Here is a 22904-nt window from a genome sequence, read left to right as displayed (position 1 = left end):
TGTTGTTTACGCCATAAGGGATTTCTTGCGTTCGTCGGCGCCCGGCCCCGGGCTCGACCCACGCGGCAGTACTGCACGAGGAACAAGGGATGTTCGCGCCGGCCAATCAGACTCACTTCAGCCTGACCATCGAGGGGCTTTCGAACGACCTCCAGGTCCTGTCCTTCACCGGACGGGAAGCCATCAGCCAGCCCTTTGCCTTCGAGGTCGAGCTGGTCAGCGCCCAGGCCACCCTGGACCTGGAAAGCCTGCTGCACAAACCGGCCTTCCTGCAATTGGCGCAGAATGGCACCGGCATCCACGGGCAGATCTACCGCGTCGCCCAGGGCGATTCCGGCAAGCGCCTGACCCGCTATTCGGTGACCGTGCGCCCGCACCTGGCCTACCTCGCGCACCGCATCAACCAACGCATCTTCCAGAACCTCACGGTGCCGAAAATCATCGGCCAGGTCCTCGAAGAACACGGCATCCAAAGCAATGCCTACCAGTTCCAGCTGGGTTCGATCTATCCCGAGCGCAACTACTGCGTGCAGTACGACGAATCGGACCTGCATTTCATCCAGCGCCTGTGCGAGGAAGAAGGTATCCACTACCACTTCCAGCACAGCGCCGACAGCCACAAGATCGTCTTCGGCGATGACCAGACGGTGTTCCCGAAACTGGCGCCAGTGGCCTATCAGCAAGACTCCGGCATGGTCGCCAACAACCCGGTGATCAAGCGTTTCGACCTGCGACTGGAAGCCCGCACCAGCCGCACCACCCGCCGCGACTACGACTTCGAGAAACCGCGCCTGACCCTGGAGAGCGACGCCAAGAGCGAGTTCAAGCCGGACCTCGAGGACTACGACTACCCCGGCCGCTTTGTCGACCGCGAACGCGGCAAGCACCTGGCCAAGCGCGCCCTGGAACGCCACCGCAGCGACTACCGGCTGGCCGAGGGCAAAAGCGATCAGCCGTTGCTGGTCAGCGGGCATTTCCTGGCCCTGAGCGAACACCCGAAAGCGCAATGGAACGACCTCTGGCTGCTCACCGAGATCGTCCACGAAGGCAAGCAGCCGCAGGTGCTGGAAGAGTCGGTGACCAGCGACACCACAGCCCTGAAGGACGACTTCCACCAGGGCTACCGCAACCGCTTCCAGGCCACGCCCTGGGACGTGCCCAACCGGCCGCCGCTGCTGCATCCCAAGCCGCGCATCCTCGGCAGCCAGAGCGCGGTGGTCACCGGGCCCAAGGGCGAAGAGATCCACTGCGACCAGTACGGCCGGGTCAAGGTGCAGTTCCACTGGGACCGCGAAGGCCAGTCGGACGACAAGACCAGTTGCTGGCTGCGCGTGTCCTCGGCCTGGGCCGGCGCCCAGTACGGCGGCATCGCCATCCCGCGGATCGGCATGGAAGTGCTGGTGACCTTCCTCGAGGGCGACCCCGACCAACCCTTGATCAGCGGCTGCCTGTACCACAAGGAAAACGTCGTCCCCTACGAGCTGCCGGCGAACAAGACCCGCAGCACCTTCAAGACCCTCAGTTCCCCGGGTGGTGGCGGCTACAACGAGCTGCGCATCGAGGACAAGAAGGGCCAGGAACAGATCTTCCTGCACGCCCAGCGCGACTGGGACGAGAACGTCGAACACGACCAGAAGATCCGCGTCGGCAACGAACGCCACGACACGGTCGAGGCCAACAGCTACAGCGAATTCAAGGCCGAGGAACACCACACCGTCCACGCCGACCGCAAGGTCGAAGCCCGCGCCAGCGACCACCTCACCGTCGGCGCCAACCAGCACATCAAGATCGGCACCGGGCAGTTCATCGAAGCCGGCCAGGAAATCCACCTCAATGCCGGGGTGAAGGTCGTGATGGAAGCCGGCAGCGAGCTGACCCTCAAGGGTGGCGGCAGCTTTATCAAGCTCGACGCCGGCGGCGTGACCATCAACGGCCCGCAGGTCAAGGTCAACTCCGGCGGCGCCCCGGGCAGCGGCTCCGGCGCCGCGCCACTGATGCCCGGCGTGCTGAAGCAGGCCGACGCCGACCAGGCCGGCGCCCTGTTGACCCCGGCGCAAATCAACACCCTCAAACGCAACGCGCCTTTCTGCGAAGAGTGCGAAAAGTGCAAGGACGGTGCCTGTGCCATCTGATCGCCTGACACCCCAAGCCTGGCTCGCCCAGCAGCCGCTGCAAGCCGACGAACACCTGTACCTGGTGATCAGCAACGCCAGCGACGCCGACCCGCTCAAGGACTTCTACCAGACCCAGGGCGCCAGCGGCCTGACCCCGATCTGGAGCGGCACGCCCTACGCCGACTGGCAGCCGGTAATGCCCTACCTCACCGAACTCAAACCGACCTCCCCCTTCCTCGACTGGATCGCCACCACCGACGCCGACGACTGGGGCTGGCTCGCCGTCTCCAGCTGCGAACCGACGGTGGTATTCGAACACCTGCGCAGTCTGACCCAAGTGAAAATGCCGGACGGTGCCGAGGTGTTTTTCCGGTTTTGGGATGGGCGGCATATTTATCCGATTTTGGAAGGGCTCGGTGCCGCCGCCGGGGAAGTGCTACCGGTCTTCAACCGTTACTGGATCAACGGCCAAACCCTGGAAACCGGCATACGCCCGGTGCCGAAGGTCAAGCAATGGCCGTGGTGGGAAGTACCGCAGCCCCTGCTCGATCAGTTGGTCAAGAAAGACCCGACCACCCTGATCGACAACCTGATGCAATGGCTGAGCGAGGCACGCCCAGACCTGTACGACGCTTTCCCGGAGGCCGTGCTGCGCCACAAGGTCGCCCACTTCGTGCGCCGCCCGAATGCCCCGAAAGCCCTTAACGAAGCACTGCTTAACCACCTGACTCTGGAGCAAGGATGATGGGTCGCGTTGCCGATATCGAGAAAGAACTGGACTTGTTCAAGAACAGCCTGACGCTGTACCGCAAGCAGATCGGAGAGTGGTACCTGGCCCCCCTCGATGTGGCTAGCAGAGCAGCTGATATGCCCTCCTTGCTGGGCATGGAGCGGATTATCAAGGCGGGTAACTCCAGCAAAGCGGTCAGCATAAACGACGATGATTTCTCATTCGTCGCCCGTTGCCCGGCTGGTGGTCCGCTGCTGATCGAGAGCAAATTCGAGTCGGTGTATGACATTCCCATCGGCGATATCAAGGTCGACTTCATTGCTGTCGAGGACGGTACCAAGTCCACGATAACCCTGGATGCAAAAGGTAAAGGCAGCTTTAAGGGAAAAGAGGGCAAGCTCTACAAAATCCATGTGCATGACCAGGTAACCAAAGATCAAATCGATGCCCTGTTCAAGTCCTACGACGGCCTGAGCGCCAACCTTGAAGGCTTCCTGCGCAAGGAATGGGCGGGCTTCAAGCCTCAATGGTCGAATCAGAGCGCTGCGGCCCATGCCATGGCGATCGGCAGCGGTATTCTGGAGGGCGGCTGGGAAGCCATCAAAGGTGTCTGGGACGGCATTACCAAAGCGCTGGATATCCTGCAAAACCCCAAGAAGTTCGCAGCGGACCTGGGAGCCGGTGCCGAAGAGCTGATCAAGCTGGCCAAGGAAGCGCCAGACGTGATGAAAAAGGCCATGTTGCTCGCCAGCGACGAAGCGGCGCTTTATCTGATGGTGCGCTGTGCGTCCATCTGGGTCGCGGGGTTGCCGCCCACCCAGGCCGCGGGCCAAGCGGCGAAAATGACCTCGGCGGCTATTGTCGGGATCCTGATCGATATCGTTATTGCGATCGTATTGACCGTGGCCGCCGAGGGCGCAGGACTGTTTTATCTTGCCGCGCGCCTGGCCAAATACGGCCAGATCATCGTCAAGGCGGTCACCGGTTTCGTGAAGGCCGTGTTCAACATCATCAAGAGCTTCATGGGCTATGTGGGCAAGTACGTCGCAGTAGCCGCTCGCGGCGTAGCCTCCCGGGTGGAAAAAGGCGTGGCGCAGCTGCGTTTCGATGGCAAGAAGAACAGCACGGTCGGGCACTCCGGGCATGCCGACGATGCTTCGCATCAGTCCAGAACCCCCGACAATAAAAGCGCCAACAGTGCGGCTGAAACCTGCACCAATAACTGCCCCGTCTCTATGGTGACGGGTGAAGAACTGCTGACCCTGACCGATGGCCAACTCGATGGCCTGCTGCCCTTTGAATGGACACGCCTGTACCGCACCAGCGCAGTGGAGATCGACAGTCGCCTGGGGTATGGCTGGAGTCATGCACTCTCCCATCGTTTGCAATTGGACGATGAAGGGGTGCTGTGGACCGACAGTGAAAACCGCCAGACCCGCTTCCCGATGCCGACCGAACAACGTCCGGCCATTACCAACAGCCTGGCCAAGGCCGCCATCTATCTGGGCGATGCGCCGGGTGAGCTGATCCTGACCCAGGCCGGCGCACAGACGCGTTTCTTCCACTTCCGCGGCGGCCGCTTGACCACCATCAGCGATGCCTACGACAACCAGCTGCATATCAGCTACGACCTGGTCGACCGCGTCCAACGCATCGACAACGGCGCCGGGCGCTCCTTGTTCCTGCGCTATGAAGACAGCCTGATCGTCGCTGTGGACTATCAGCAACGTCGCGCCGAATACGACGAACGCGGTGAGCGTCAAGAGCCGTGGGTCACCGTACAGACCCTGGTGACCTACCAGTACAACCGGCAAGGCCAGCTCACCAGCGCCACCAATGCCGCAGGCGAAAGCGAGCGCTATCGCTACAACGAACAACACGTGATCATGGAGCGCCAGCTGGCCGGCGGCGCGAGCTTTTTCTGGGAGTGGGAGAACAGGGGTAAATCATCCCGCTGCATCCATCACTGGGCGAATTTCTCGCAGATGGATGCGCGTTATGTGTGGGATGACGCCGGCAAAGTCACGGTCATCAACGCCGATGGCAGTGAAGAACTCTATGTGCATGACGAAAATGCGCGACTGGTCAGCCAGACCGATCCTGACGGTGCCGAGACCCAGAAAGCCTACGACGAAAAAGGCCGCCTGATTGCGGAGAAAGACCCGCTCGGCGCAGTCACCGAGTACCGCTACAACGAAGCCGGATCGCTGGCCGCGGTGATTCCGCCCGAAGACGAACCCACGTCCTATGAGTATTTTCGCGGCTTCGTCAGCGACGTTCACCGGGGCAAGGCCTCCTGGAAATACCAGCGCAACGACCAGGGCGACATTACCCGCCAAACCGACCCTCACGGCAACGAAACCCACTACCGCTACGACCGCCAGGGTCGCCTGCTGGAAATCACCCACCCCGACGGTAGCCGCCATCAACTGGGCTGGAACGGCCTCGGCCAACTGCTGGAAGAGCGCCTGCCTGACGGCGGCCAGCGCAAATACCGCTACGACGCCCTGGGCCGGCAAATCACCCGCCAGGACGAAAGCGGCGCCATCACCCAGTACCAGTGGGACGCCGCCAACCGCCTGGCGCAAATCACCCTGCCCGGCGGCGCGACCCGCGCCTTCAGCTACAACGCCTACGGCAAAGTCACCGCCGAGCGCGACGAGCTGGGCCGCATCACCCGCTACGAATACGCCGACAACCTGCACCTGGTCAGCCGCCGCATCAATCCCGACGGCAGCCAGTTGCGTTACCGCTACGACAACGCGCGCCTGCTGCTCACCGATATCGAAAACGAGCGCGGTGAGCAGTACCACCTGGACTACTACCCCAACGGCCTGATCCAACAAGAAACCGGCTTTGACGGGCGCAGCACCGCCTATGCCTACGACCTCAACGGCAACCTGCTGAAGAAAACCGAGTTCGGTGACGATGGCAGCGAGCTGGTCACCGAATACCAGCGCGATGCCGCTGGCCGCCTGCTGGTGAAAACCCTGGCCGATGGCGAAGAGATTCACTACAGCTACGATGCCCTTGGGCGCCTGGTCAACGTCGACGACGGCCACTGGCCGCTGGCCTACGAATACGACCTGCAAGACCGCCTGATTACCGAACACCAGGGCTGGGGCACCCTGCGTTACGAGTACGACAAGCTCGGCCAACTCAGCCACTGCCGCCTGCCCGACGGCAGCAAGCTCGACTACCGCCATGCCCCTGGCGGCCAACTCAGCAGCATCGACCTCAACGGCTCGCGCCTGACCAGCCACCAGTTCAGCGCCGGCCGCGAACAGCAGCGCCAACAGGGCCTGCTGCTCAGTCAGTACCAATACGACGAACAAGGCCGCCTGCAAGCCCATAGTGTCAGCCAGCAACAGCACGGCCAGCACCGCAACCTCTATCGCCGCGCCTATGCCTACGACGCCAACGGCAACCTCGCTGGCATCGACGACAGCCGCAAGGGCAACCTGCGTTATCACTACGACCCGCTGGATCGGCTGATCAACGTACGTGGCGCCACCCCGGAAAGCTTCGCCCACGACCCGGCCGGTAACCTGCTCGGCCAGGGCGACCAGCCAGCAGCCAACCTGGCCAACGTCAAAGGCAACCGCCTGCTGATGCAAGGCGACCGTCATTACGACTACGACGCCTTCGGCAACCTCAGCCGCGAACGCCGCGGCGCGGGCCAGAAACTGGTCACCGAATACCAGTACGACTGCCAACATCGGCTGATCGGCGTCAGCCTGCCCGGTGGCAGCACCGTCACCTACAAATACGACGCCTTTGGCCGACGCATCGCCAAAACCGTCGATGGCCGCACCACCGAGTTCCTCTGGCAAGGCGAACGGCTGATCGCCGAGAGCGCTGAAAATCGCTATCGCACTTACATCTACGAACCCGGCACCTTCCGCCCGCTGGCTATGCTCGATGGCGAAGGCCCGGCCCAGGCCACACCGTTCTACTACCAACTCGACCACCTCGGCACGCCGCAAGAACTGACCGCGTATAGCGGCGAAATCATGTGGTCGGCCAAATACCGGGCGTATGGCAATCTGGCCGCGCTGGACGTTTCCGAAATCGACAACCCGCTGCGTTTCCAGGGCCAGTACTTCGATGCGGAAACCGGGCTGCACTACAACCGCCATCGCTACTACAATCCGAGTTCTGGACGGTTTTTGACCCCGGATCCGATCAAGCTAGCGGGGGGGCTGAATAACTACCAGTACGTGCCTAACCCTACGGGGTGGGTGGACCCGTTGGGGTTGAATAACTGCCCTGGAGCCACAGGATCTCAACCGGGGCAATCACCCGCGGCCACAAAGGATTCATCCACAAATGAGGGGGCGCCAAAACCGCCGAGTCCTTTTACTCATTTTCCAGATGACCCCAACGAACTAACTAAGGCCCTTGGAGTACAACCAAAAGTATCCCAAACACAGCACGGGACTCAGAGGATGGTATGGGAGCCGAATGCTGACACACGAATCAGATACGAAAGTCATCCTGGAGACCCAGGCCCCTTTAATGCTAGACACCATGGAGAGCATTACCATATTGAGCTTAAGCCGTCCGGCTTAAGCTGGGGTCAAGCCAAAAGACAGGGATTAATCTCAAAGGCGAAGCCAGATAACTATCAACCCGGGCATGGAACAGGTTTCCTACCGGGAGAAAAGCATCCAGGAACATAGAAGATGAACTCTTTTTCTGTAGCAGATGGAACCGTCAAGAAAATAACAAGTACCCCAGGGATACTAGTAGTTAACTTTACTGACTGGAAAGAGCAAAACTGGACTATTACATTTGAAAACCTGATAGCCTTCCAAAGTCTAGGAGCTGAGGGAGAGGAAATATCAGAAATAATAGAAAGTGAAAAAATACTCATTGAAAACATCAACATCGAAGACATTGACGACACCATAAAAAGCTACAGCTTCATTTCGGCATGGAGCTCAACCCCAGCATTAATAATAGTTGCCAAAGGCTATGAAGCAAAAAAAACATAACCAGAGCCTCATGAAAGTTTCCTACCCATAACCATACCCCCTAAATTATCACTCGTGATACTGTCGAGACTAATAAAAACCGAATCACTAGAGCAAACAAATTCAAGTGACTAAAAATATTCTATGGGCGATTTTTCTTACAAGCTGAGTCGAATACTGCCAGCTTGTTTTTGCTATGGTCGCGAGATAGCCTTTGATTGTTGCTGCAAAAACAGTGACCGGTTTTGACAGACCGAATATGATCGAGGCATGCAAATGCCGCTATGTGAACATCTGGCATTTTTTGTGCCTGCCGTTTCTTATATGGCGGCTGTGCGTGGGGCACCTTTGTGTGCGCCGGGCTCCTTGATCCTCGGTCTGTCAACCCGCGTACAGCTGCCACCCAACTTGTTTGACAGCGAGCAGTGGCAGCTTCATTTGATCAAGGAGCTTCATCATGAACCGATACATGCCCATCACCGGCATCGACAACAATTTTCCCTCGCTACTGATTGATACTCAGGCACCTGTGGACGTGCTCCATGACACCGCCGCATACCGCATCCGATGCGTAACCCAACTACTTGAAACAATTTCTCTTGCCGAAAGCTTCAGCAGCGATCAGCTACTGCTACAAGACTTATCGCGAGTGCTCGTCATCCCGCTCCGCGACGGCTGCGACCTGATGGATGTCATCGGCCGTAGATTGCAGGATCAGGTTCTGAACGCTTAAACCCCGTTCTTTAAAAAATCAGCAATATCCTGTCAGCGCAGCGTGACGACCTGCGCTGACCCTCCAACGGCCTAACCCAGCAAGAAACCGGCGGCGAGGGTAGCGAACTGGTTACCGAATATCAGCGCGATGCCGCCTACTGCCTCCCCTGGCCGACGACAAACGAAAATTGGAGTTGCAGTACAAGTGCTTTAGAAAGGCTTACTGGAAAGAAAGGGCCAAAGATTTTGAATGAGGTATTTTATGTACGACTATCAGTCACTGATACACAAAATAGACTCTTCGGACGAAGAAATATTCTGGTTTGGCGCAGCAAGCAAAGACCAAATAAAAAAGCTGGAAGCCCTGTTACAGCTTAACTTCCCCGATGATTTTTCTGCATTCCTAGAAGTTTTTGGCGGCGGTGGCGTAGTCGAATCAGAAATATGTGGAATTGAGAAAAACGATGCAACCCTAGCTAGAGGGGGCACCGTCAATTACAGCACCAACTACTGTAGGACTGACTATGACCTACCTATGGAACTAGCCGTCATCTTCCTAAAAGATGATGAAATTTGCTGGGCAATTGACTGTTCTCTGCAAGGCAAAGGAAAAATTGTCAGCTATAACATTTTCAGCAAAAAAATTGAAAAGGTTCTATCTGAAAATTTCTATGAGTTTTTTTAAAGACTACATAGAAATGAGAGCATAAAGACCTCGTGCCTACGTTGCTTCGCAAACTTACGCAACAACGTAGGCACAAGAACCCACAGCTTTTTTACATTAACAAATTCTCCAAGTCCTCCCCTGAACCATATAGTGTTATCGGACTGGTTTTTTCCTGCAGATAAAATCGACTTTTCCAGCTTGTATAGACCTAATCTAAATAGATAGGATCTTCAAGTCACTGCAAAATCAGCGACAAGGGTGTGGAAGCCCTTTGAGATCCAAGCAAAAGAACCTCCATTAAGCATGTTTTACATGCTGTTAAATTATGGCGGTTGTACGCGGGGCACTTTCGAGTGCGCCGGGCTCCTGGATCCTCGGTCTTCCACACCCGCGTACGACTGCCACCCTCATGTGGAAGTGATGCAGGCAGTTTCTGAAACTGACCCAAGAAGATCATCTATGTCTCGCTACATGCCCATCACAGGAATCGACAACAACTTCCCTTCGCTGCTAATAGACACGCAAGCCCCCATCGATGTGCTGCATGACACCGCCGCATACCGCATCCGATACGTAACCCAGCTACTTGAAACGATCTCTCTAACTGAAAACTTCAACAGCGACCCGCTACTGCTACAAGATTTGTCGCGAGTGATCGTCATCCCACTCCGCGATGGTTGCGACCTGATGGATGTCATCGGCCGTAGGTTGCAAGATCAGGTTCTGAGCGCTTAAACCCGTTCTTTAAAAACCAGCAATGACCTGTCAGCGCAGCGTGAGACGAACTGCGCTGATCTTTCAACGGTAACCAATGCAAATACCGCTACGACGCCTTCGGTAACCTCAGCCGCGAACACCGCGGCGTGGTCCAGAGGCTGGTCACCGACATCGCCTGATCGGCGTCAGCCTGCCGGGTGGCAGTACTCTGATGATCGCTGGGGCGAACAAGAAGTTCTTCTGAAAAATCTTCGCCAGAACGATATTGAGGTATTTAAACCATGAAACTACTAGAATTATTAAAAAATAGCTTTAGCTTATCAGAAACTCTAAACAGCTCCGCCGAAAGCATCAGCAACGAGATCAACGAAGACTTCTCTTACAAGAACGATTACATAATAAAGAAAACAAGCAAGGCTTATAGCGACGAAATATGCATACAAAAAAATATAGCCAACAATTCAAACATGCAAATCCCAGGCGTCAAAGACCTTATAAACGAATTAAGAAAAATATCGCCTAGCACAATTATTTCCATGCGATTTATTGACAGCAATAATTGGGCCGGGAGAATTTTCTCTAATGAAGAAAAGCTAGTCGGCCTGATATTAGGCAAAAAGAAAAATACAAACTGGGCAACTCCCCCAAACTGGGATGGATCTGAGGAAATGTTAAAAAAACACAATACAGAAAACAAATAATCTACGTCTCACGGAGGAATCTAGCATTCAAAATACAGCAATTGAAATTGCTATTCCTCAAAATCAAACAGAACCGGCTGAAGAGTTCAAGTTATACACATCCCAATAACTGACGCTATACATAAAAACCTTACCTTCGACAACGATGTATGCGAGCTGGGACTATAGTTATCGATCTCCCCCAAACGTACCTGCCCGGTTAGCACATTACATGAAGTGCTTCTTGATCTTTTCATTTTCAAGAACTTATATCCAAAATCAAGATCAAGCGTATACCAGATAAAACGCCGCGATTTTTCATAGACGTTCCTACAGAACGCATCGACTTCTGCCAAAATACGGAACGGGTGGCTCGCAACAACTCATCCTGAAACCGGGTAATCCCACTGTCATTAAAGTGGGTGAAGTCACTAATTTACCGGAGAAATAAAAGTGCTTACCGACCAACAGGCCCGCTTATCTCTCAAAGAACTGAGCGAAAAATACCTCAAGGGAAGAGACCTCGATTATGAACGTCTGATCGAAATCGTTGAGGATCCGTCGCGGCAAGTACCCATCAGAGGAGTGTTGGAAGACATTCGACGGTTCAATAACGTGCAGTTCACGCAACAAGAACTGGAACTGATCGATGAACTTTTATATATGTATGGATAAGTAGCCTCCACGCTAATGCCTAACGCCGCGCTAGTCTATTTGGTGCCAGCCTCCCCGGAATGCTCCGGGGACCTCCTATCAACAGATGCATAAAGGGTTGGACGAAGAATTCAACAGAACCGATGTTCCAAGCCTATCTCACGTGCAAGAATTGGAGCTTCCCAATGAACTACTTAGCCAATGAAATCGATGCAGTACTCAAAGAACAAGAAATCGCCTATGAGAAATTATCCTCAGAAAACTTAACAAAACTAATCTCAGACATAAAAACAACCTTTTTCATTCAAGCAAAAGAGCTTGATCCGGCAAACATGATAACCCCTCAAAAAGAGCACGACCCTGACTTCTGGAAAAAAGTTGACCAACTGAAATACTTAGAGACCCCAGTACTAATAGTTCGTGACAACCAAACTCATGCATGGGAACTGAAGACTTCAAAGGACTTAAAAACTCTATTTTCCGAGACCACCGGCTTCCCTTTTTGGATAACCGATGCAACACTTAATTTCCTAATATACGTAGACGACCACGACTGCGTGCACTTATCTCAATCATACAAAAAGAGCATCAACACAGTTAAAAATCAATAACACCCACTTCCAAAGACAAACCTTAACTAAAAACCATGTACCTAAACAAAGTTACCGAAACCGAATCCGCTTCATACATCGGAGGAAAACCAGCCCTTCCCCACGGAGTGAGCATCCCCAAGAGCCCAAACGGCAGCTTGATGAGCTTTTACTTCACTCTGCAATTTCCAGAGGCTCACTCACTACATGGCCACACACTAAGTATTTTTGCCGCGACTGACGACTTCAACGAAGACCATACGATTCCTGAAATGCTCAAGCCCCCACTATTCGGGGCAACAATTCCTGACAGCTTCTTAAGGGACTACCAAAAATATTTTGCAGCCCTTCTTTTCAGGAATGAAGAAAAGACCTATGCAAGTGACTACCCGATACGGATCGCAATGACTCCTTTAGCGTTTAGCCATAGTAAAGGCAGTGATGTGTTCGGTTGGGCTGGTGATAAGCCCAAGTGGCTCATGGGTGATGAGACACCAGCCCAGTACAAGGGAATGGCCTTGGACTTTTTATTTCAAGTACACGGAGAACAGTCATTTCCGATTATTGACACCGCCCCTGCACAGCAAGAGATGGATATCTTTGGCAAAAGCAAGCCCCGAATAAAAAGAAACTATACGTTATTCAACCAGAACGAAATTTATTTCTTTGGAAGTAGAACAGAAGATGTTGATGATCGAGTCTACATCATCACTCAATGCGACTGATATAAAACTCAACCAGTAGTACAGGCCAATGAATACACTGACGCTCAGTCAAAGAAGCATTATCCACAACTGTTTGCTCGACCTTAAAGACTCTTCCTCCCTGAACAATTCAAGCTTTCTACCGATAGCCTTGGACAAACTCATAGCCTCAGAAGGTTTCGGTATAGAAATGTCTGGAGTCTTTATCAGCGCTGATGAAGACCTTGAAAACATCCCCGAATACCTGAAAGAAGGAATAGCATTCGAGTTCATGGGCGAGCATGTAGTGCTTTCATTTTCTGACGGAGTCTCCGCCATCAGCAACTGGTGCGACAATAACGCCATGTCAGACCGTGAAAGCATTTTGCTAAAATGCGAAATATTGAAAGCAAAATTTTCAACGGAAGATTAATCAGTAGCCAACATCAAACTCGCGGCGATGACAGGGATGCTGAGACTGACGGGAACACTACCCTAGCTGCCTCTGCACACTGCTCATGCTTCACCCGCTGCCCATGCTCGACGGGAATCCCGCTCACAAGTCAGCCGTCTTTCACTACGAAAAAACTGTCGAACCTACTGCTCTCCCCGCCCCGCATTTGTTTATCCCAGCCCTCATCCGTCTAATCCCTATCCCATCCACCGCTGCACAACGAAGATCCCATGACTCGATACATGCTTTACCCGCTGTTCCTGCTTTCCATTCTGTTGACTGGCTGCGCCACCAAGCTCGACGTGGCGCTCAATGGCACGCCGGATCCGGACTATCCATTTGATCGGCAGGCGCCGGTGTTGGTGACGGTTACGACGGGGAATGATGAGAGTTCGCTGAATGCCCGGTATTACCTGCGCGACATGGTCAATGCCATGAAGGACCAAGGGTTCCGGGAGGTGTTCACCGAGGCGACGCTGCCGAAGAAGCATGCGCCGATCAAGATGACGGTGACGCTGGATATCGAGAGCAAGCGGGTGACTTATCGCTATACCGCCACTGAGTATGGGCAGGTCCCGACCAGCACCTCCACGGTGTGCAAGGATGGTAAGAAAAAGGACAAGCTGGTCTGCACCAGTACGCCCAACACCAGTTATGGCCCGGTGGGCACTTCGGAGCGGACCGGTTACGCCAGGCGGACCACCTTTACCGTGACGGCCAGGGACGAAGCCAGCAGGCGTGCGGTCTATCTGCTGCGGGTGTCGTCGCAGAACGACGATTGCCAGGACGCCAAGGTCGAGGCCTTTGTCGTTGAACAGGGTTTGCAGAACCTGGATTTCCGCGACCGTGTGCAGCGCAATTACACGGTGACCATGCCGGATGGTTACAGCTGCAAATAAGCCGTCTGCTCGCGATGCGGACGCCGTGGTGGGTCAGGGCGGACGCTATCGCGGGCAAGCCTCGCTCCTACGGAAGCACAGGTTATCCGGTTAGAAGTCGTAGCGGCCGGTCACGCCAAGGGTTCGTGGCGTGCCGAGCAGACCTTCATAGCCGCCATTCCCGCCCGACCACAGCGTGGTGTAGTAGGTCTTGTCGAAGGCGTTTTTCAGCCACAGCGACACGTCCCACTGTCCCTGTTCATAGTTGCCACGCAGGCCGGTGGAGAGGTTGACCACCGCGTAGCTGGGGATCTGGCCGTAGTCGGAATCCTCGACGGTGCCGACGGCTTTGGAGCGGAAGGCGTAGCTGCCGGTGACGTAGGGTTCGAGGCCGTTGTCCAGGTTCCATTTGTATTCGCCGTTGGCGTTGCCGATCCATTTCGAGGCGCCGACCACCTGGTGGCCGCTGAGGTCGCAGGAGGCCGGGGCGCCCGGGCGCAGGCTGACTTCGGGAGGGCATGGCGCGTCCTTGTAGGACAGGTAACGCACGTCGTTGTAGGAGCCGTTGAGGTTGAGGGTCAGGCCACGGATGGGGACCAGCGTGCTTTCGAATTCCACGCCCCGTGAGCGCACCGAGCCGGCGTTGGTCAGGTACTGCACGCGGTTGTTGGCGTCGTAGGCGTTGGTCTGGTAGCCGTTGACCTGGGTCCAGAACAGGTTGGCGTTGAGTTGCAGGCGCTTGTCCCACAGGGTGCTCTTGAAGCCCAGCTCGGCGTTGTTGGCGCGCTCGGTGCCGATCAGCAGCGAGTCGGCGCCCGCGGTGGGCGCCGAGCCAACCGCGAGGTTGACCCCGCCGGATTTCTCGCCGTGGGACAGGGTCGCGTAGCCCAGCAAATCGTCGGTGAAGCGGTAGCTGAGGTTGAGCAGGCCCGAGGGGCTGGTGCTGTACTGGTTGAGGTCGCCGGAGTCGTAGGCCCCGGCTCGCCCGCGCCGCGCGGTGGCCGCGGCACCGGTCACCGCGGCGCCACCCACTGGCGCGTTTCGGGTCACCCAGGCGCTTTTTTCTTCATAGGTGCCGCGCAGGCCGGCGGTGAGGTCCAGGCGTTCGGTGAGGTGCCAGGTGCCCTGGGCGAACAGCGCGAAGCTGTCGGTGCGGATATGCCCGTTGCCGATGCTGGTGACGTTGTTCAGGGCGCCGGTGGGCGTGCCGTTCCAGATGTCAGCCTTGGGTCCGTAATAGACGAAGGATTTGTTATCCAGGTCGGAGCCGAAGTAATAGGCACCGAGCACATAGTCGAAGAAACCGCCGGTCGGTGACGCCAGACGGAATTCCTGGGACCACTGCTTATCTTCCACCGAGACCCCGGCGTTGTAGCTGGCCGGCACATTGAGGCCGTCGTCGTTGCGCGGGGTGAAATCCCACCAGCGGTAGGAGCTGACCGAGGTCAGGGTGAAGTCGCTGGGCAGGGTCCAGTTGGCCTCCAGCGAGGTGCCGCCCTGGAACACCGTGACGTGCTGGTCGTTGTCCAGGTTGACCTTGCGGTGTGTGCCGTCGACCAGGGTGGCGCCGGCCGCGGTGGCCCGCGACTGGTACTGGTTGACGCCATTGATGGTCGGCCCGGTGCTGTACAGCACCCGGGTGCCGGCGCTGGAGTCTTCTTCGTTGTAGTCGCCGATCCAGCGCAGGTTGAAGTTCTCGTTGGGCTTGAACAGCAGCTGCCCACGGAAACCCTGGCGCGAGCCGCCGTTGAGGTCATGGCCGTCGTGTTCGTTCTTGATATCGCCGTCGCTGCGGGTGCGATAGGCCGAAAAACGCCCGGCCAGCTCGTCGTTCAGCGGCCCGGAAATGGTGCCCTTGGTCTGGAAGTAGCCGTCCTCGCCCACCGAGGTCTCGATGCTGCGCTCGGGGGTGAAGCTCGGTGCGCGGGTGCTGATGTTGATCACCCCGGCGGTGGTGTTCTTGCCGAACAGCGTGCCCTGGGGACCGCGCAGCACTTCCAGCTGCTCGATGTCCATCAGGTCGAACACCGCCATGCCCGGCCGTCCCAGGTAGACGTTGTCGATATACAGCCCGACGCTGCCTTCCAGGCCGTCGCTGGCCGGGTTGTTGCCCAGGCCGCGGATCGACACGCTGGACTGGCGCGCGTGCATGTAGGCGACGTTGACGCTCGGCACCAGCTGCTGCAGATCCTGGATGCGATAGACCCGCTGGCTCTCCAGGGCCTGGCCACCGATCACGCTCATCGGCGTCGGTACGTCCTGGGCGCTCTCCTCGCGACGCCGCGCGGTCACGGTCACGGTTTCCAGCTGGCCGCTGGCGGCGGGCCGGGCGGCATCGGTCTTGGCCGGGGCCTCGGCGGGCGTTTCGGCGTCGGCGGCATAGCCGTGGGACCAGCCGGCGCTACCGGCCAGCAGCAGGGCCAGCGGCAGGCGCTTGAGCCGTCGGGGCGAAGGGGGGGAGACAAGGTTCAACGGGCTCATGGGCGGCTCCTGGGCAAAAAAACAGACTGATCCGTATATTCTTTTAAGTTATTTATTTATGTTTTTAATAAGATTTACGGAATAAGAGATTGCCTTTATAAAGAGTCGACCTAATGCATAGCCAATGCATTTCCCCGATATTTTCAATGTGAAAAATGCATATCGATCTGCGCCAGCTTCGTCACTTCATCGCCCTCGCCGAACAGCGCAGCTTTGTCGCGGCCGCCTTGGCGGTGAACCTGTCGCAATCGGCCTTCAGCCGCAGCATCCAGGCCCTGGAGCACAGCGTCGGCTGCCAGCTGGTGGATCGCGGACGCAAGGACCTGGCACCGACCAAACAGGGGCTGGTGCTGCTCGAACATGCGCGGCGGCTGGTCAGCGGCGCGCAGCAACTGGCCAACGAGATCAGCCAGTTCAACGGCCTGGAGGCCGGCGAGCTGCGCTTCGGTTGCGGGCCGGCGCCGGCGGCGGGCTTGATTCCGCGGGCCATCGGCAGTTTTATCGGGCGTTACCCCAAGGCGCGGGTGCAATTCCAGGTGGATGACTGGCAAACCCTGAGCAAACGCCTGCTCAGCGAAGAGTTCGAATTTTTCGTCGCCGACACCCGGCAGTTCGAAGCCAACCCGGATTACCTGACCCAGCGCCTGCGCCCGCGCAAATGGCATTTCTGCTGCCGCGCCGGGCACCCGCTGGCCGAGCAGGAAAGCGTCAGCGCCGCCGAGCTGATGAGTTACCCGCTGGCCGCGACCATCCGCCCGCCGAACCTGCGCAAGGTGGTGGTCGATCTCAGCGGCCGGCCGGATTTCGTCCCGAATGTGGAATGCGAGAACAGCTACAGCCTGCTCGGCGTGGTGATGCGCTCGGATGCGATCGGCATCATCGGCGCCTACAGCGATGCCCTGCACAACGCCCGGGGCGAGCTGGTGTGCCTGAAGATCCAAGGCCTGGCCGACGACCTGGAGGAGCTGTACACCCGCTACGGCATCGTCAGCCGCGCCGGCTACCGGCTGTCGCCACTGGCCGAGGCGATGATCGAGGAGATCAAGCGCACCGACGCGCTGGATGAGGATGTGTGTTCCCTGGAAAACTTCGCAGTCTGAAACACCAAACCTGTAGCCGCTGCCGCAGGCTGCGATAAGGCCGCAGGCCTTCAGCGATATTGAAATCGCCGCGCCCCTTCGGTGCGATCGCAGCCTTCGGCAGCGGCTACAGGGGTCGCCTTCGCCCATGCAGGTCGTGCATGAAAACCATGCGCCAAATGCGCTTGTCGTAACGCCCCGCGACAGCGAAAACCCTCACCTGTCTTTCGATCGGTGAAGCCCATGTCCAACCCCGTCCAACCCGTGCGCAACGTGCTGTACATCATGTGCGACCAGCTGCGTCGCGATTACCTGTCGTGCTACGGCCACCCCCATCTGCACACGCCGAATATCGACCGCCTGGCCGCCGCCGGCGTGCGCTTCAGCCGCGCCTACACCCAGGGCACCATCTGCGGGCCGTCGCGGATGTCGGCCTACACCGGGCGTTATGTCAGCAGCCACCAGGTGGCGTGGAACGCCGTGCCGCTGCCCCTGGAAGAGCTGACCATCGGCGACTACCTGAGCCCCCACGGCATCCGCACCGCGCTGGTGGGCAAGACCCACGCCACGCCCAACCTCGATGCCCTGCAGCGCCTGGCGATCGACCCCGAGAGCCAGCAGGCCGAAGCCCTCAACGAGGTCGGTTTCGAACCCTACCTGCGCCACGACGGGATCTTCCCCGACAGCCCGCTGTTCGACGACAAACGCGAGTCGGCGCCCTACACCCATTACCTGCGCGAACAGGGTTACGAGGGGCGCAATCCCTGGCACGACTGGGCCAACGCCGCCGAAGGTGAACAGGGTGAAATCCTCAGTGGCTGGAAAATGCGCAACGCCCACCTGCCGGCCCGCGTCCCCGAGCAGCATTCGGAGACCGTCTACACCACCGACCGCGCCCTCGACTTCATCCAGGAGCAGGGCGAGCAGCCCTGGTGCCTGCACCTGTCCTATATCAAGCCGCACTGGCCCTATATCGCGCCGGCGCCCTACCACGCGCTGTACAGCGCCGAGCAGGTTATCGCCCCGGTGCGCGCCGCCGCCGACAAGGCCAGCGACCACCCGGTGTACGCCGCCTTTCGCCAGCATCAGGAGAGCCAGAATTTCTCCCGCGATGAGGTGCGCCTGAACGTGGTGCCGACCTACATGGGCCTGATCAAGCAGGTGGACGATCAGCTCGGGCGCCTGTTCGATTTCCTGCAAAGCAGCGGGCGCTGGGACGACACCCTGATCGTGTTCACCAGCGACCACGGCGATTTTCTCGGCGATCACTGGCTGGGGGAAAAGGAGTTCCTGTTGGAGCCGGCAGTGGGTGTGCCATTGATCGTGCGTGACCCACGGGCGGCGGCGGATATCAGCCGCGGCACGCTGGACGAGCGCCTGGTGGAAACCATCGACGCCCTGCCGACCTTCCTCGACGCCCAGGGGCTGCCCGGTGCCGAACACCGGCTGGAAGGCCGCTCGCTGATCCCGCTGCTGCACGGTACGGCGGGCGACTGGCGCCGCTACGCCATCAGCGAATACGACTACGCGTTCCAGGCCCCGGCCCGCGAGCGCCTGGCCCAGCCCATCGACCGCTGCCGCATGACCATGGTGCGCAGCGAGCGCTGGAAATACCTGGCCTACGACGGCTTCCGCCCGCAGCTGTTCGACCTGTACAACGATCCCCAGGAACTCCACGATCTCGGCGCCGACCCGGCCTATGCGGCGGTGCGCGAGGAGCATCTGGGCTATCTGTTCGACTGGCTGCGCGGGCTGAAGCGACGGACCACCATCAGCCACCAAGAAATCGACCTGCGTGGACAACGGTTTCGGTATGGCGAGCCGGAAGCGGAAAAGGTGGTGCAGATCGGGGTGTGGTGAGAGCGCCGCTGCGCGGCTGATCGCGAGCAAGCTCGCTCCTACAGGGACCGTACACAACCTGTAGGAGCGAGCTTGCTCGCGAAAAAATCTCAAACTCACCACACACCCTGTAGCCGCTGCCGCAGGCTGCGATCGACCCGAAGGGGCGCGGCGGTCTCAAGATCGCCAAAGGCCTTCGGCCTTATCGCAGCCTGCGGCAGCGGCTACACAGAGCCGTGACGACCTCCGTCACAGCCCCTTGATGGTCTGGCTACGCTGCCCGTGCACACCCACCGGTACGTCGCCCTTGAGGGTCACGCGGCGTACCACGCGGTCCTGGGTGCCGTAGTCGTCGACCGCGTAATGCTGGGTCGAACGGTTGTCCCAGATCGCCACGTCACCGGCGGTCCAGCGCCAGCGCACGGTGTTTTCCAAACGCGTGACATGGCTTTGCAGCAGGTTGAACAGGTGCGCCGAATCGGCCTGGCTATAACCCTTGATGCGCTTGACGAAATGCCCGAGCACCAGGCTCTTCTCGCCGCTCACCGGGTGTACGCGCACCAGCGGGTGCTCGGTCTCGTAGACGGTGGAGGTGAACACCTTGCGATAGCGCTCCAGCTTCTCCGCCGACACGTCCGGCTTGGCCCCGGCGTAATCGTATTCGTTGCTGTGCACTGCCCAGAGCTTGTCCGCGAGCTCGCGCAACTCCGCCGGCAGTTCGTTGTAGGCGGTGGCGGTGTTGGCCCAGACCGTATCGCCCCCGGAGGCCGGCGCCACCACCGAACGCAGGATCGAGGCCTTCGGGTAGGCATCGACGAACGTCACGTCGGTGTGCCAGGAGTTGGCGCGCTGGCCCTCGGCGCCGTCCAGTTCGAGCAGGTAACGGGTGCCGTCGCGCACCGGCACGGTGGGGTGCGCCACCGGCTCGCCGAGCAGGTGGGAGAAGGCTTCCTGGCTCTGGTCGTCGAGGTGGGTCTGGCCACGGAAGAAGATCACCTTGTAGTCCACCAGCGCCTGCTGGATGGCCTCGACCGTGGCGGCGTCCAGCTCGCCGGAGAGTTGCACGCCACGGATCTCGGCGCCGATACGGCCGGCCACCGGGTGGATCTCAAGCGCATGAACAGCGGGTTTAACGGCTAGTGCGGCATTGCTCATCGGGTCGACCCTCGTCTGACTGCTTACGGTTGAGCGGCAGCGAAACAACGCTCTATCTATATTCACTTTAGATCTAATAGATATTCACATGCTTCGTTGACGGAATAAGAGCTTGCATTTAAAACCTCATTCCTCACTCGTCGCAAATGCCTTCGGGCTATTTTTCGGATGCCGGGAAAGCATATGGATCTTCGCCAGTTGCGTTACTTCATCGCCCTCAACGAACACCGCAGTTTTGTCCGCGCGGCCGACGCCATGGGCATCACCCAGCCGGCCTTCAGCCGCAGCATCCAGGGCCTGGAGCAGGAGTTCGGCTGCGTGCTGGTGGACCGTGGCAACAAGGATTTGCGCCCCACGCCGGAAGGCCAGGTGGTGTTGCAGCACGCCCTGAGCCTGGTGCAGGGCGCGGCCTTGTTGAGCAGCGAAGTGACGCAGATGACCAAACTCGACGCCGGCGAACTGCGCTTCGGTTGCGGCCCGGCGCCGGCGGTGAAACTGGTGCCCGACGCGGTGGCGCAATTCACTGGCATCCACCCCAAGGTGCGCATCTGCCTGGAGGTGGATAACTGGGAAAAACTCAGCCGCAGCCTGAGCCGCGAAGAGATCGAATTCTTTATCGCCGACATCCGACATTTCGAGGCCGACCCGAACTTCCAGACCCAGCCCCTGACGCCCAAGCGCGGGGTGTTTTTCTGCCGCCCGGGGCACCCGCTGCTGGCCAAGGAAAGCCTGTCGACCAACGACATGTTCGACTACCCGCTGGCCACCACCCTGATCCCGCCGGGGATCCGCAAGCTGCTGGCCAATCTCAGCGGGCGCATCGACTTTTCCCCGACCATCCAGACCGAACACTTCCCGGCGCTGGTGAAGATCGTGCGCCAGTCCGACGCGATTGGCGTGGGCACCGAAGAGGCCTTCGTCGAGGACATCGAACAGGGCTCCCTGGCGCTGCTGCACTGGCGCAACCTGCCGCAGAACATCGAGAGCATGAACGCCCGCTGCGGCATCGTCAGCCGCACGGGATTCCGCCTGTCGCCAGCGGCCCGCAAGATGATCGAAGTGCTGGTGGCGGTGGATCGGCAGCAGGTCAGCATTGCGTCCTAGGACGCCATCGCGGGCAAGCCTCGCTCCTACAGAAGAAGACCGTGAGCTTCTGTAGGAGCGAGGCTTGCCCGCGATAACGATCCCAGCTGCACCCCAGGCTTAAAGCCCCGCCGCAGCCAACTGCGGCGGCACCCATTCGCTGACCTTGAACGGCTTGCGGATCAGCCGCTGCTGCGCGGCCAGGTCCACCGCGTCCTGCAGTTTGCCGAGGAACACCGGGTCCAGGGTCGAGGGGAAGATTTCGCTGAAGCGCTGATCCTTGAGGTCCTGCTGCAGCACCGCCGGCGGGTAGCTGGCCAGCCCCGACACCAGCTCGATATAGGCGTCCTTGTTGCTGTCCTGGGTCAGCCACTGCACGGCCTGCTGCTGGGCCTTGAGCAGCTTCTCCACCACCTCGGGATGGGCGTCGACGAACGCGCCGCTGCCCACCAGCACCGCCTGCACGCTACCCGCGCCGCCCAGGTCCTTGGTGTTCAGCGGCACCTCGGCCAGGCCCTTGGCCTGCAAGGCATTCAGGTTGGAGCCGCCCCAGGTAGCATCGATTTGCTTCGCCGCCAGCGCCGCGACCGCCGCGTTGAAATCCAGGTTGATGATCTTCAGGTCCTTCTCGCTCAGCCCCTGGCTGGCCAGCGCGGCATCCAGCGACAGCTGCGTGGCGGTGCCGCGGAACACTGCGACCCGCTTGCCCTTGAGGTCCTGCAAGGTCTTGATCCCCGATCCCGGCACCACTCCCAGGTACTGCTTGACCCCACGGGCCGTGGCGCTGAGCAGGCGGGTGTCCAGGCCGTTGGACTTGCCGATGATTGCCGCCAGGTCCCCCAGGTAAGCCAGGTCCACCTGACCGTTGGCGAAGGCCTCGTTGATCACCGGGCCCGCGCCCTTGAAGTAGTTCCACTGGATGCTGATGCCCTGGTCGGCGAAGGCCTTTTCGAAGATCTGCTGCTGGCGCAGCACGTCTGTCACCCCGCCGCCGCTGTGCTGGGTGCCGGCGCTGAGGTCCGGCACGGCGATGCGGATCTGCTTGAGTTCATCGGCCTGGGCCAGCAGCGGCAGGCAGCCCAGAAGCCCCGCCAGGGCCGGCGCGGCGAACAGGCTGAGGACGCGTTTGAAGGGAAGGTTCATAAGGTGTGGCTCCTGGCTACGACGGGCATTGAGGAGCAGAAGGTAGGCCCAAGGCGGTCCAAGCTTTAAATACTATAAGTTCACATTTTAATAACCCGTTCGAATAAACCAGCCAGGACGCGGCTCTGCGCGGCGTATGCATGGACAGCATCGAAAATATTCTCCAAATGCATTGGATGCAGCGTGCCTGGAGGCCTTAAATGGCCTCTCTTATCTCCCAATAGCATCGATATAACTTTTTATATAACCAAAATAAGATTCTGTAGG

19 protein-coding genes are annotated in these 22904 nt (G+C 58.5%); 16 read left to right on the top strand and 3 right to left on the bottom strand.

Going from position 1 to position 22904, the window contains the following annotated elements; all coding sequences use genetic code 11:
• The first annotated feature begins 89 nt into the window (after positions 1 to 89).
• From tssI to J4D28_RS24140, 13 genes are all read left to right on the top strand, one after another.
• Positions 90 to 2132, top strand: a complete 2043-nt coding sequence (tssI, locus tag J4D28_RS24200) for a type VI secretion system tip protein TssI/VgrG (RefSeq protein ID WP_103331263.1) — start codon at positions 90 to 92, stop codon at positions 2130 to 2132.
• The gene (locus J4D28_RS24195) at positions 2122 to 2859 is read left to right on the top strand and encodes a DUF4123 domain-containing protein (protein ID WP_103331264.1); all 738 of its coding nucleotides are present in this window, start codon (positions 2122 to 2124) and stop codon (positions 2857 to 2859) included. Before tssI ends, J4D28_RS24195 begins: the two co-directional genes overlap by 11 nt.
• Entirely contained in the window at positions 2859 to 7526 is a 4668-nt protein-coding gene (locus J4D28_RS24190; protein WP_103331265.1) for an RHS repeat-associated core domain-containing protein, read from the top strand. Before J4D28_RS24195 ends, J4D28_RS24190 begins: the two co-directional genes overlap by 1 nt.
• Before the next feature lie 3 nt (positions 7527 to 7529).
• Positions 7530 to 7841: a hypothetical protein gene (locus J4D28_RS24185; RefSeq protein WP_124344716.1), complete on the top strand. Its 312-nt coding sequence runs from the start codon at positions 7530 to 7532 to the stop codon at positions 7839 to 7841.
• Between the two features lie 436 nt (positions 7842 to 8277).
• A complete protein-coding gene (locus J4D28_RS24180; RefSeq protein WP_081363008.1) occupies positions 8278 to 8553 on the top strand; it encodes a hypothetical protein in 276 nt (91 codons plus the stop codon).
• Between the two features lie 243 nt (positions 8554 to 8796).
• The gene (locus J4D28_RS24175) at positions 8797 to 9219 is read left to right on the top strand and encodes an SMI1/KNR4 family protein (protein ID WP_103331266.1); all 423 of its coding nucleotides are present in this window, start codon (positions 8797 to 8799) and stop codon (positions 9217 to 9219) included.
• A gap of 441 nt (positions 9220 to 9660) precedes the next feature.
• A complete protein-coding gene (locus tag J4D28_RS24170) occupies positions 9661 to 9936 on the top strand; it encodes a hypothetical protein (RefSeq protein WP_081363009.1) in 276 nt (91 codons plus the stop codon).
• Between the two features lie 263 nt (positions 9937 to 10199).
• Positions 10200 to 10619, top strand: coding sequence for a hypothetical protein (locus tag J4D28_RS24165; RefSeq protein ID WP_146043829.1), 420 nt, complete (start codon positions 10200 to 10202; stop codon positions 10617 to 10619).
• 432 nt (positions 10620 to 11051) lie between these two features.
• Positions 11052 to 11273 carry a hypothetical protein gene (locus J4D28_RS24160; protein ID WP_081363010.1) on the top strand — a complete coding sequence of 74 codons (222 nt, stop codon included), beginning with the start codon at positions 11052 to 11054 and terminating at the stop codon, positions 11271 to 11273.
• 164 nt (positions 11274 to 11437) lie between these two features.
• Entirely contained in the window at positions 11438 to 11863 is a 426-nt protein-coding gene (locus tag J4D28_RS24155) for a hypothetical protein (RefSeq protein ID WP_051423569.1), read from the top strand.
• Between the two features lie 35 nt (positions 11864 to 11898).
• The gene (locus tag J4D28_RS24150; protein ID WP_146043830.1) at positions 11899 to 12567 is read left to right on the top strand and encodes a hypothetical protein; all 669 of its coding nucleotides are present in this window, start codon (positions 11899 to 11901) and stop codon (positions 12565 to 12567) included.
• Between the two features lie 28 nt (positions 12568 to 12595).
• Complete coding sequence (locus J4D28_RS24145; RefSeq protein ID WP_146043831.1) at positions 12596 to 12958, top strand: hypothetical protein; 363 nt, start codon at positions 12596 to 12598, stop codon at positions 12956 to 12958.
• Positions 12959 to 13209: 251 nt separating this feature from the next.
• Positions 13210 to 13878, top strand: a complete 669-nt coding sequence (locus J4D28_RS24140) for a hypothetical protein (protein WP_103331268.1) — start codon at positions 13210 to 13212, stop codon at positions 13876 to 13878.
• 90 nt (positions 13879 to 13968) lie between these two features.
• Here the strand turns inward: J4D28_RS24140 and J4D28_RS24135 are convergent, their stop codons facing one another.
• The gene (locus J4D28_RS24135) at positions 13969 to 16338 is read right to left on the bottom strand and encodes a TonB-dependent receptor (RefSeq protein WP_103331269.1); all 2370 of its coding nucleotides are present in this window, start codon (positions 16336 to 16338) and stop codon (positions 13969 to 13971) included.
• A 155-nt stretch (positions 16339 to 16493) separates the two neighbouring features.
• Here J4D28_RS24135 and J4D28_RS24130 point away from each other — a divergent pair, with 155 nt between their 5' ends.
• Both J4D28_RS24130 and J4D28_RS24125 read left to right on the top strand, forming a co-directional pair.
• Complete coding sequence (locus J4D28_RS24130) at positions 16494 to 17438, top strand: LysR family transcriptional regulator (RefSeq protein WP_028683877.1); 945 nt, start codon at positions 16494 to 16496, stop codon at positions 17436 to 17438.
• A 222-nt stretch (positions 17439 to 17660) separates the two neighbouring features.
• Positions 17661 to 19277: an alkaline phosphatase family protein gene (locus tag J4D28_RS24125; RefSeq protein ID WP_103331270.1), complete on the top strand. Its 1617-nt coding sequence runs from the start codon at positions 17661 to 17663 to the stop codon at positions 19275 to 19277.
• Positions 19278 to 19505: 228 nt separating this feature from the next.
• Here the strand turns inward: J4D28_RS24125 and J4D28_RS24120 are convergent, their stop codons facing one another.
• Positions 19506 to 20411 carry a TauD/TfdA family dioxygenase gene (locus J4D28_RS24120; RefSeq protein ID WP_028683879.1) on the bottom strand — a complete coding sequence of 302 codons (906 nt, stop codon included), beginning with the start codon at positions 20409 to 20411 and terminating at the stop codon, positions 19506 to 19508.
• A gap of 183 nt (positions 20412 to 20594) precedes the next feature.
• Here J4D28_RS24120 and J4D28_RS24115 point away from each other — a divergent pair, with 183 nt between their 5' ends.
• Positions 20595 to 21515, top strand: a complete 921-nt coding sequence (locus J4D28_RS24115) for a LysR family transcriptional regulator (RefSeq protein ID WP_063427753.1) — start codon at positions 20595 to 20597, stop codon at positions 21513 to 21515.
• A 99-nt stretch (positions 21516 to 21614) separates the two neighbouring features.
• Here the strand turns inward: J4D28_RS24115 and J4D28_RS24110 are convergent, their stop codons facing one another.
• A complete protein-coding gene (locus tag J4D28_RS24110; RefSeq protein WP_103331271.1) occupies positions 21615 to 22637 on the bottom strand; it encodes an ABC transporter substrate-binding protein in 1023 nt (340 codons plus the stop codon).
• Positions 22638 to 22904: the final 267 nt, after the last annotated feature.

The sequence above is a fragment of the Pseudomonas sp. GW531-T4 genome, from assembly GCF_017349615.1.
Taxonomy (GTDB): Bacteria; Pseudomonadota; Gammaproteobacteria; order Pseudomonadales; family Pseudomonadaceae; genus Aquipseudomonas; species Aquipseudomonas chlororaphis_I.
The sequence above is the reverse complement of the archived record's forward strand: the minus strand, read 5'-3'. Positions and strand labels throughout refer to the sequence as shown.

Coding starts and splice junctions, on each gene's coding strand:
- J4D28_RS24165 (WP_146043829.1), top strand. CDS start 10,200: ATGAAACTACTAGAATTATTAAAAAATAGCTTTAGCTTATCAGAAACT.
- J4D28_RS24135 (WP_103331269.1), bottom strand. CDS start 16,338: ATGAGCCCGTTGAACCTTGTCTCCCCCCCTTCGCCCCGACGGCTCAAG.
- J4D28_RS24120 (WP_028683879.1), bottom strand. CDS start 20,411: ATGAGCAATGCCGCACTAGCCGTTAAACCCGCTGTTCATGCGCTTGAG.
- J4D28_RS24170 (WP_081363009.1), top strand. CDS start 9,661: ATGTCTCGCTACATGCCCATCACAGGAATCGACAACAACTTCCCTTCG.
- J4D28_RS24155 (WP_051423569.1), top strand. CDS start 11,438: ATGAACTACTTAGCCAATGAAATCGATGCAGTACTCAAAGAACAAGAA.
- J4D28_RS24130 (WP_028683877.1), top strand. CDS start 16,494: ATGCATATCGATCTGCGCCAGCTTCGTCACTTCATCGCCCTCGCCGAA.
- tssI (WP_103331263.1), top strand. CDS start 90: ATGTTCGCGCCGGCCAATCAGACTCACTTCAGCCTGACCATCGAGGGG.
- J4D28_RS24175 (WP_103331266.1), top strand. CDS start 8,797: ATGTACGACTATCAGTCACTGATACACAAAATAGACTCTTCGGACGAA.
- J4D28_RS24125 (WP_103331270.1), top strand. CDS start 17,661: ATGTCCAACCCCGTCCAACCCGTGCGCAACGTGCTGTACATCATGTGC.
- J4D28_RS24145 (WP_146043831.1), top strand. CDS start 12,596: ATGAATACACTGACGCTCAGTCAAAGAAGCATTATCCACAACTGTTTG.
- J4D28_RS24140 (WP_103331268.1), top strand. CDS start 13,210: ATGACTCGATACATGCTTTACCCGCTGTTCCTGCTTTCCATTCTGTTG.
- J4D28_RS24115 (WP_063427753.1), top strand. CDS start 20,595: ATGGATCTTCGCCAGTTGCGTTACTTCATCGCCCTCAACGAACACCGC.
- J4D28_RS24185 (WP_124344716.1), top strand. CDS start 7,530: ATGAACTCTTTTTCTGTAGCAGATGGAACCGTCAAGAAAATAACAAGT.
- J4D28_RS24190 (WP_103331265.1), top strand. CDS start 2,859: ATGGGTCGCGTTGCCGATATCGAGAAAGAACTGGACTTGTTCAAGAAC.
- J4D28_RS24180 (WP_081363008.1), top strand. CDS start 8,278: ATGAACCGATACATGCCCATCACCGGCATCGACAACAATTTTCCCTCG.
- J4D28_RS24110 (WP_103331271.1), bottom strand. CDS start 22,637: ATGAACCTTCCCTTCAAACGCGTCCTCAGCCTGTTCGCCGCGCCGGCC.
- J4D28_RS24150 (WP_146043830.1), top strand. CDS start 11,899: ATGTACCTAAACAAAGTTACCGAAACCGAATCCGCTTCATACATCGGA.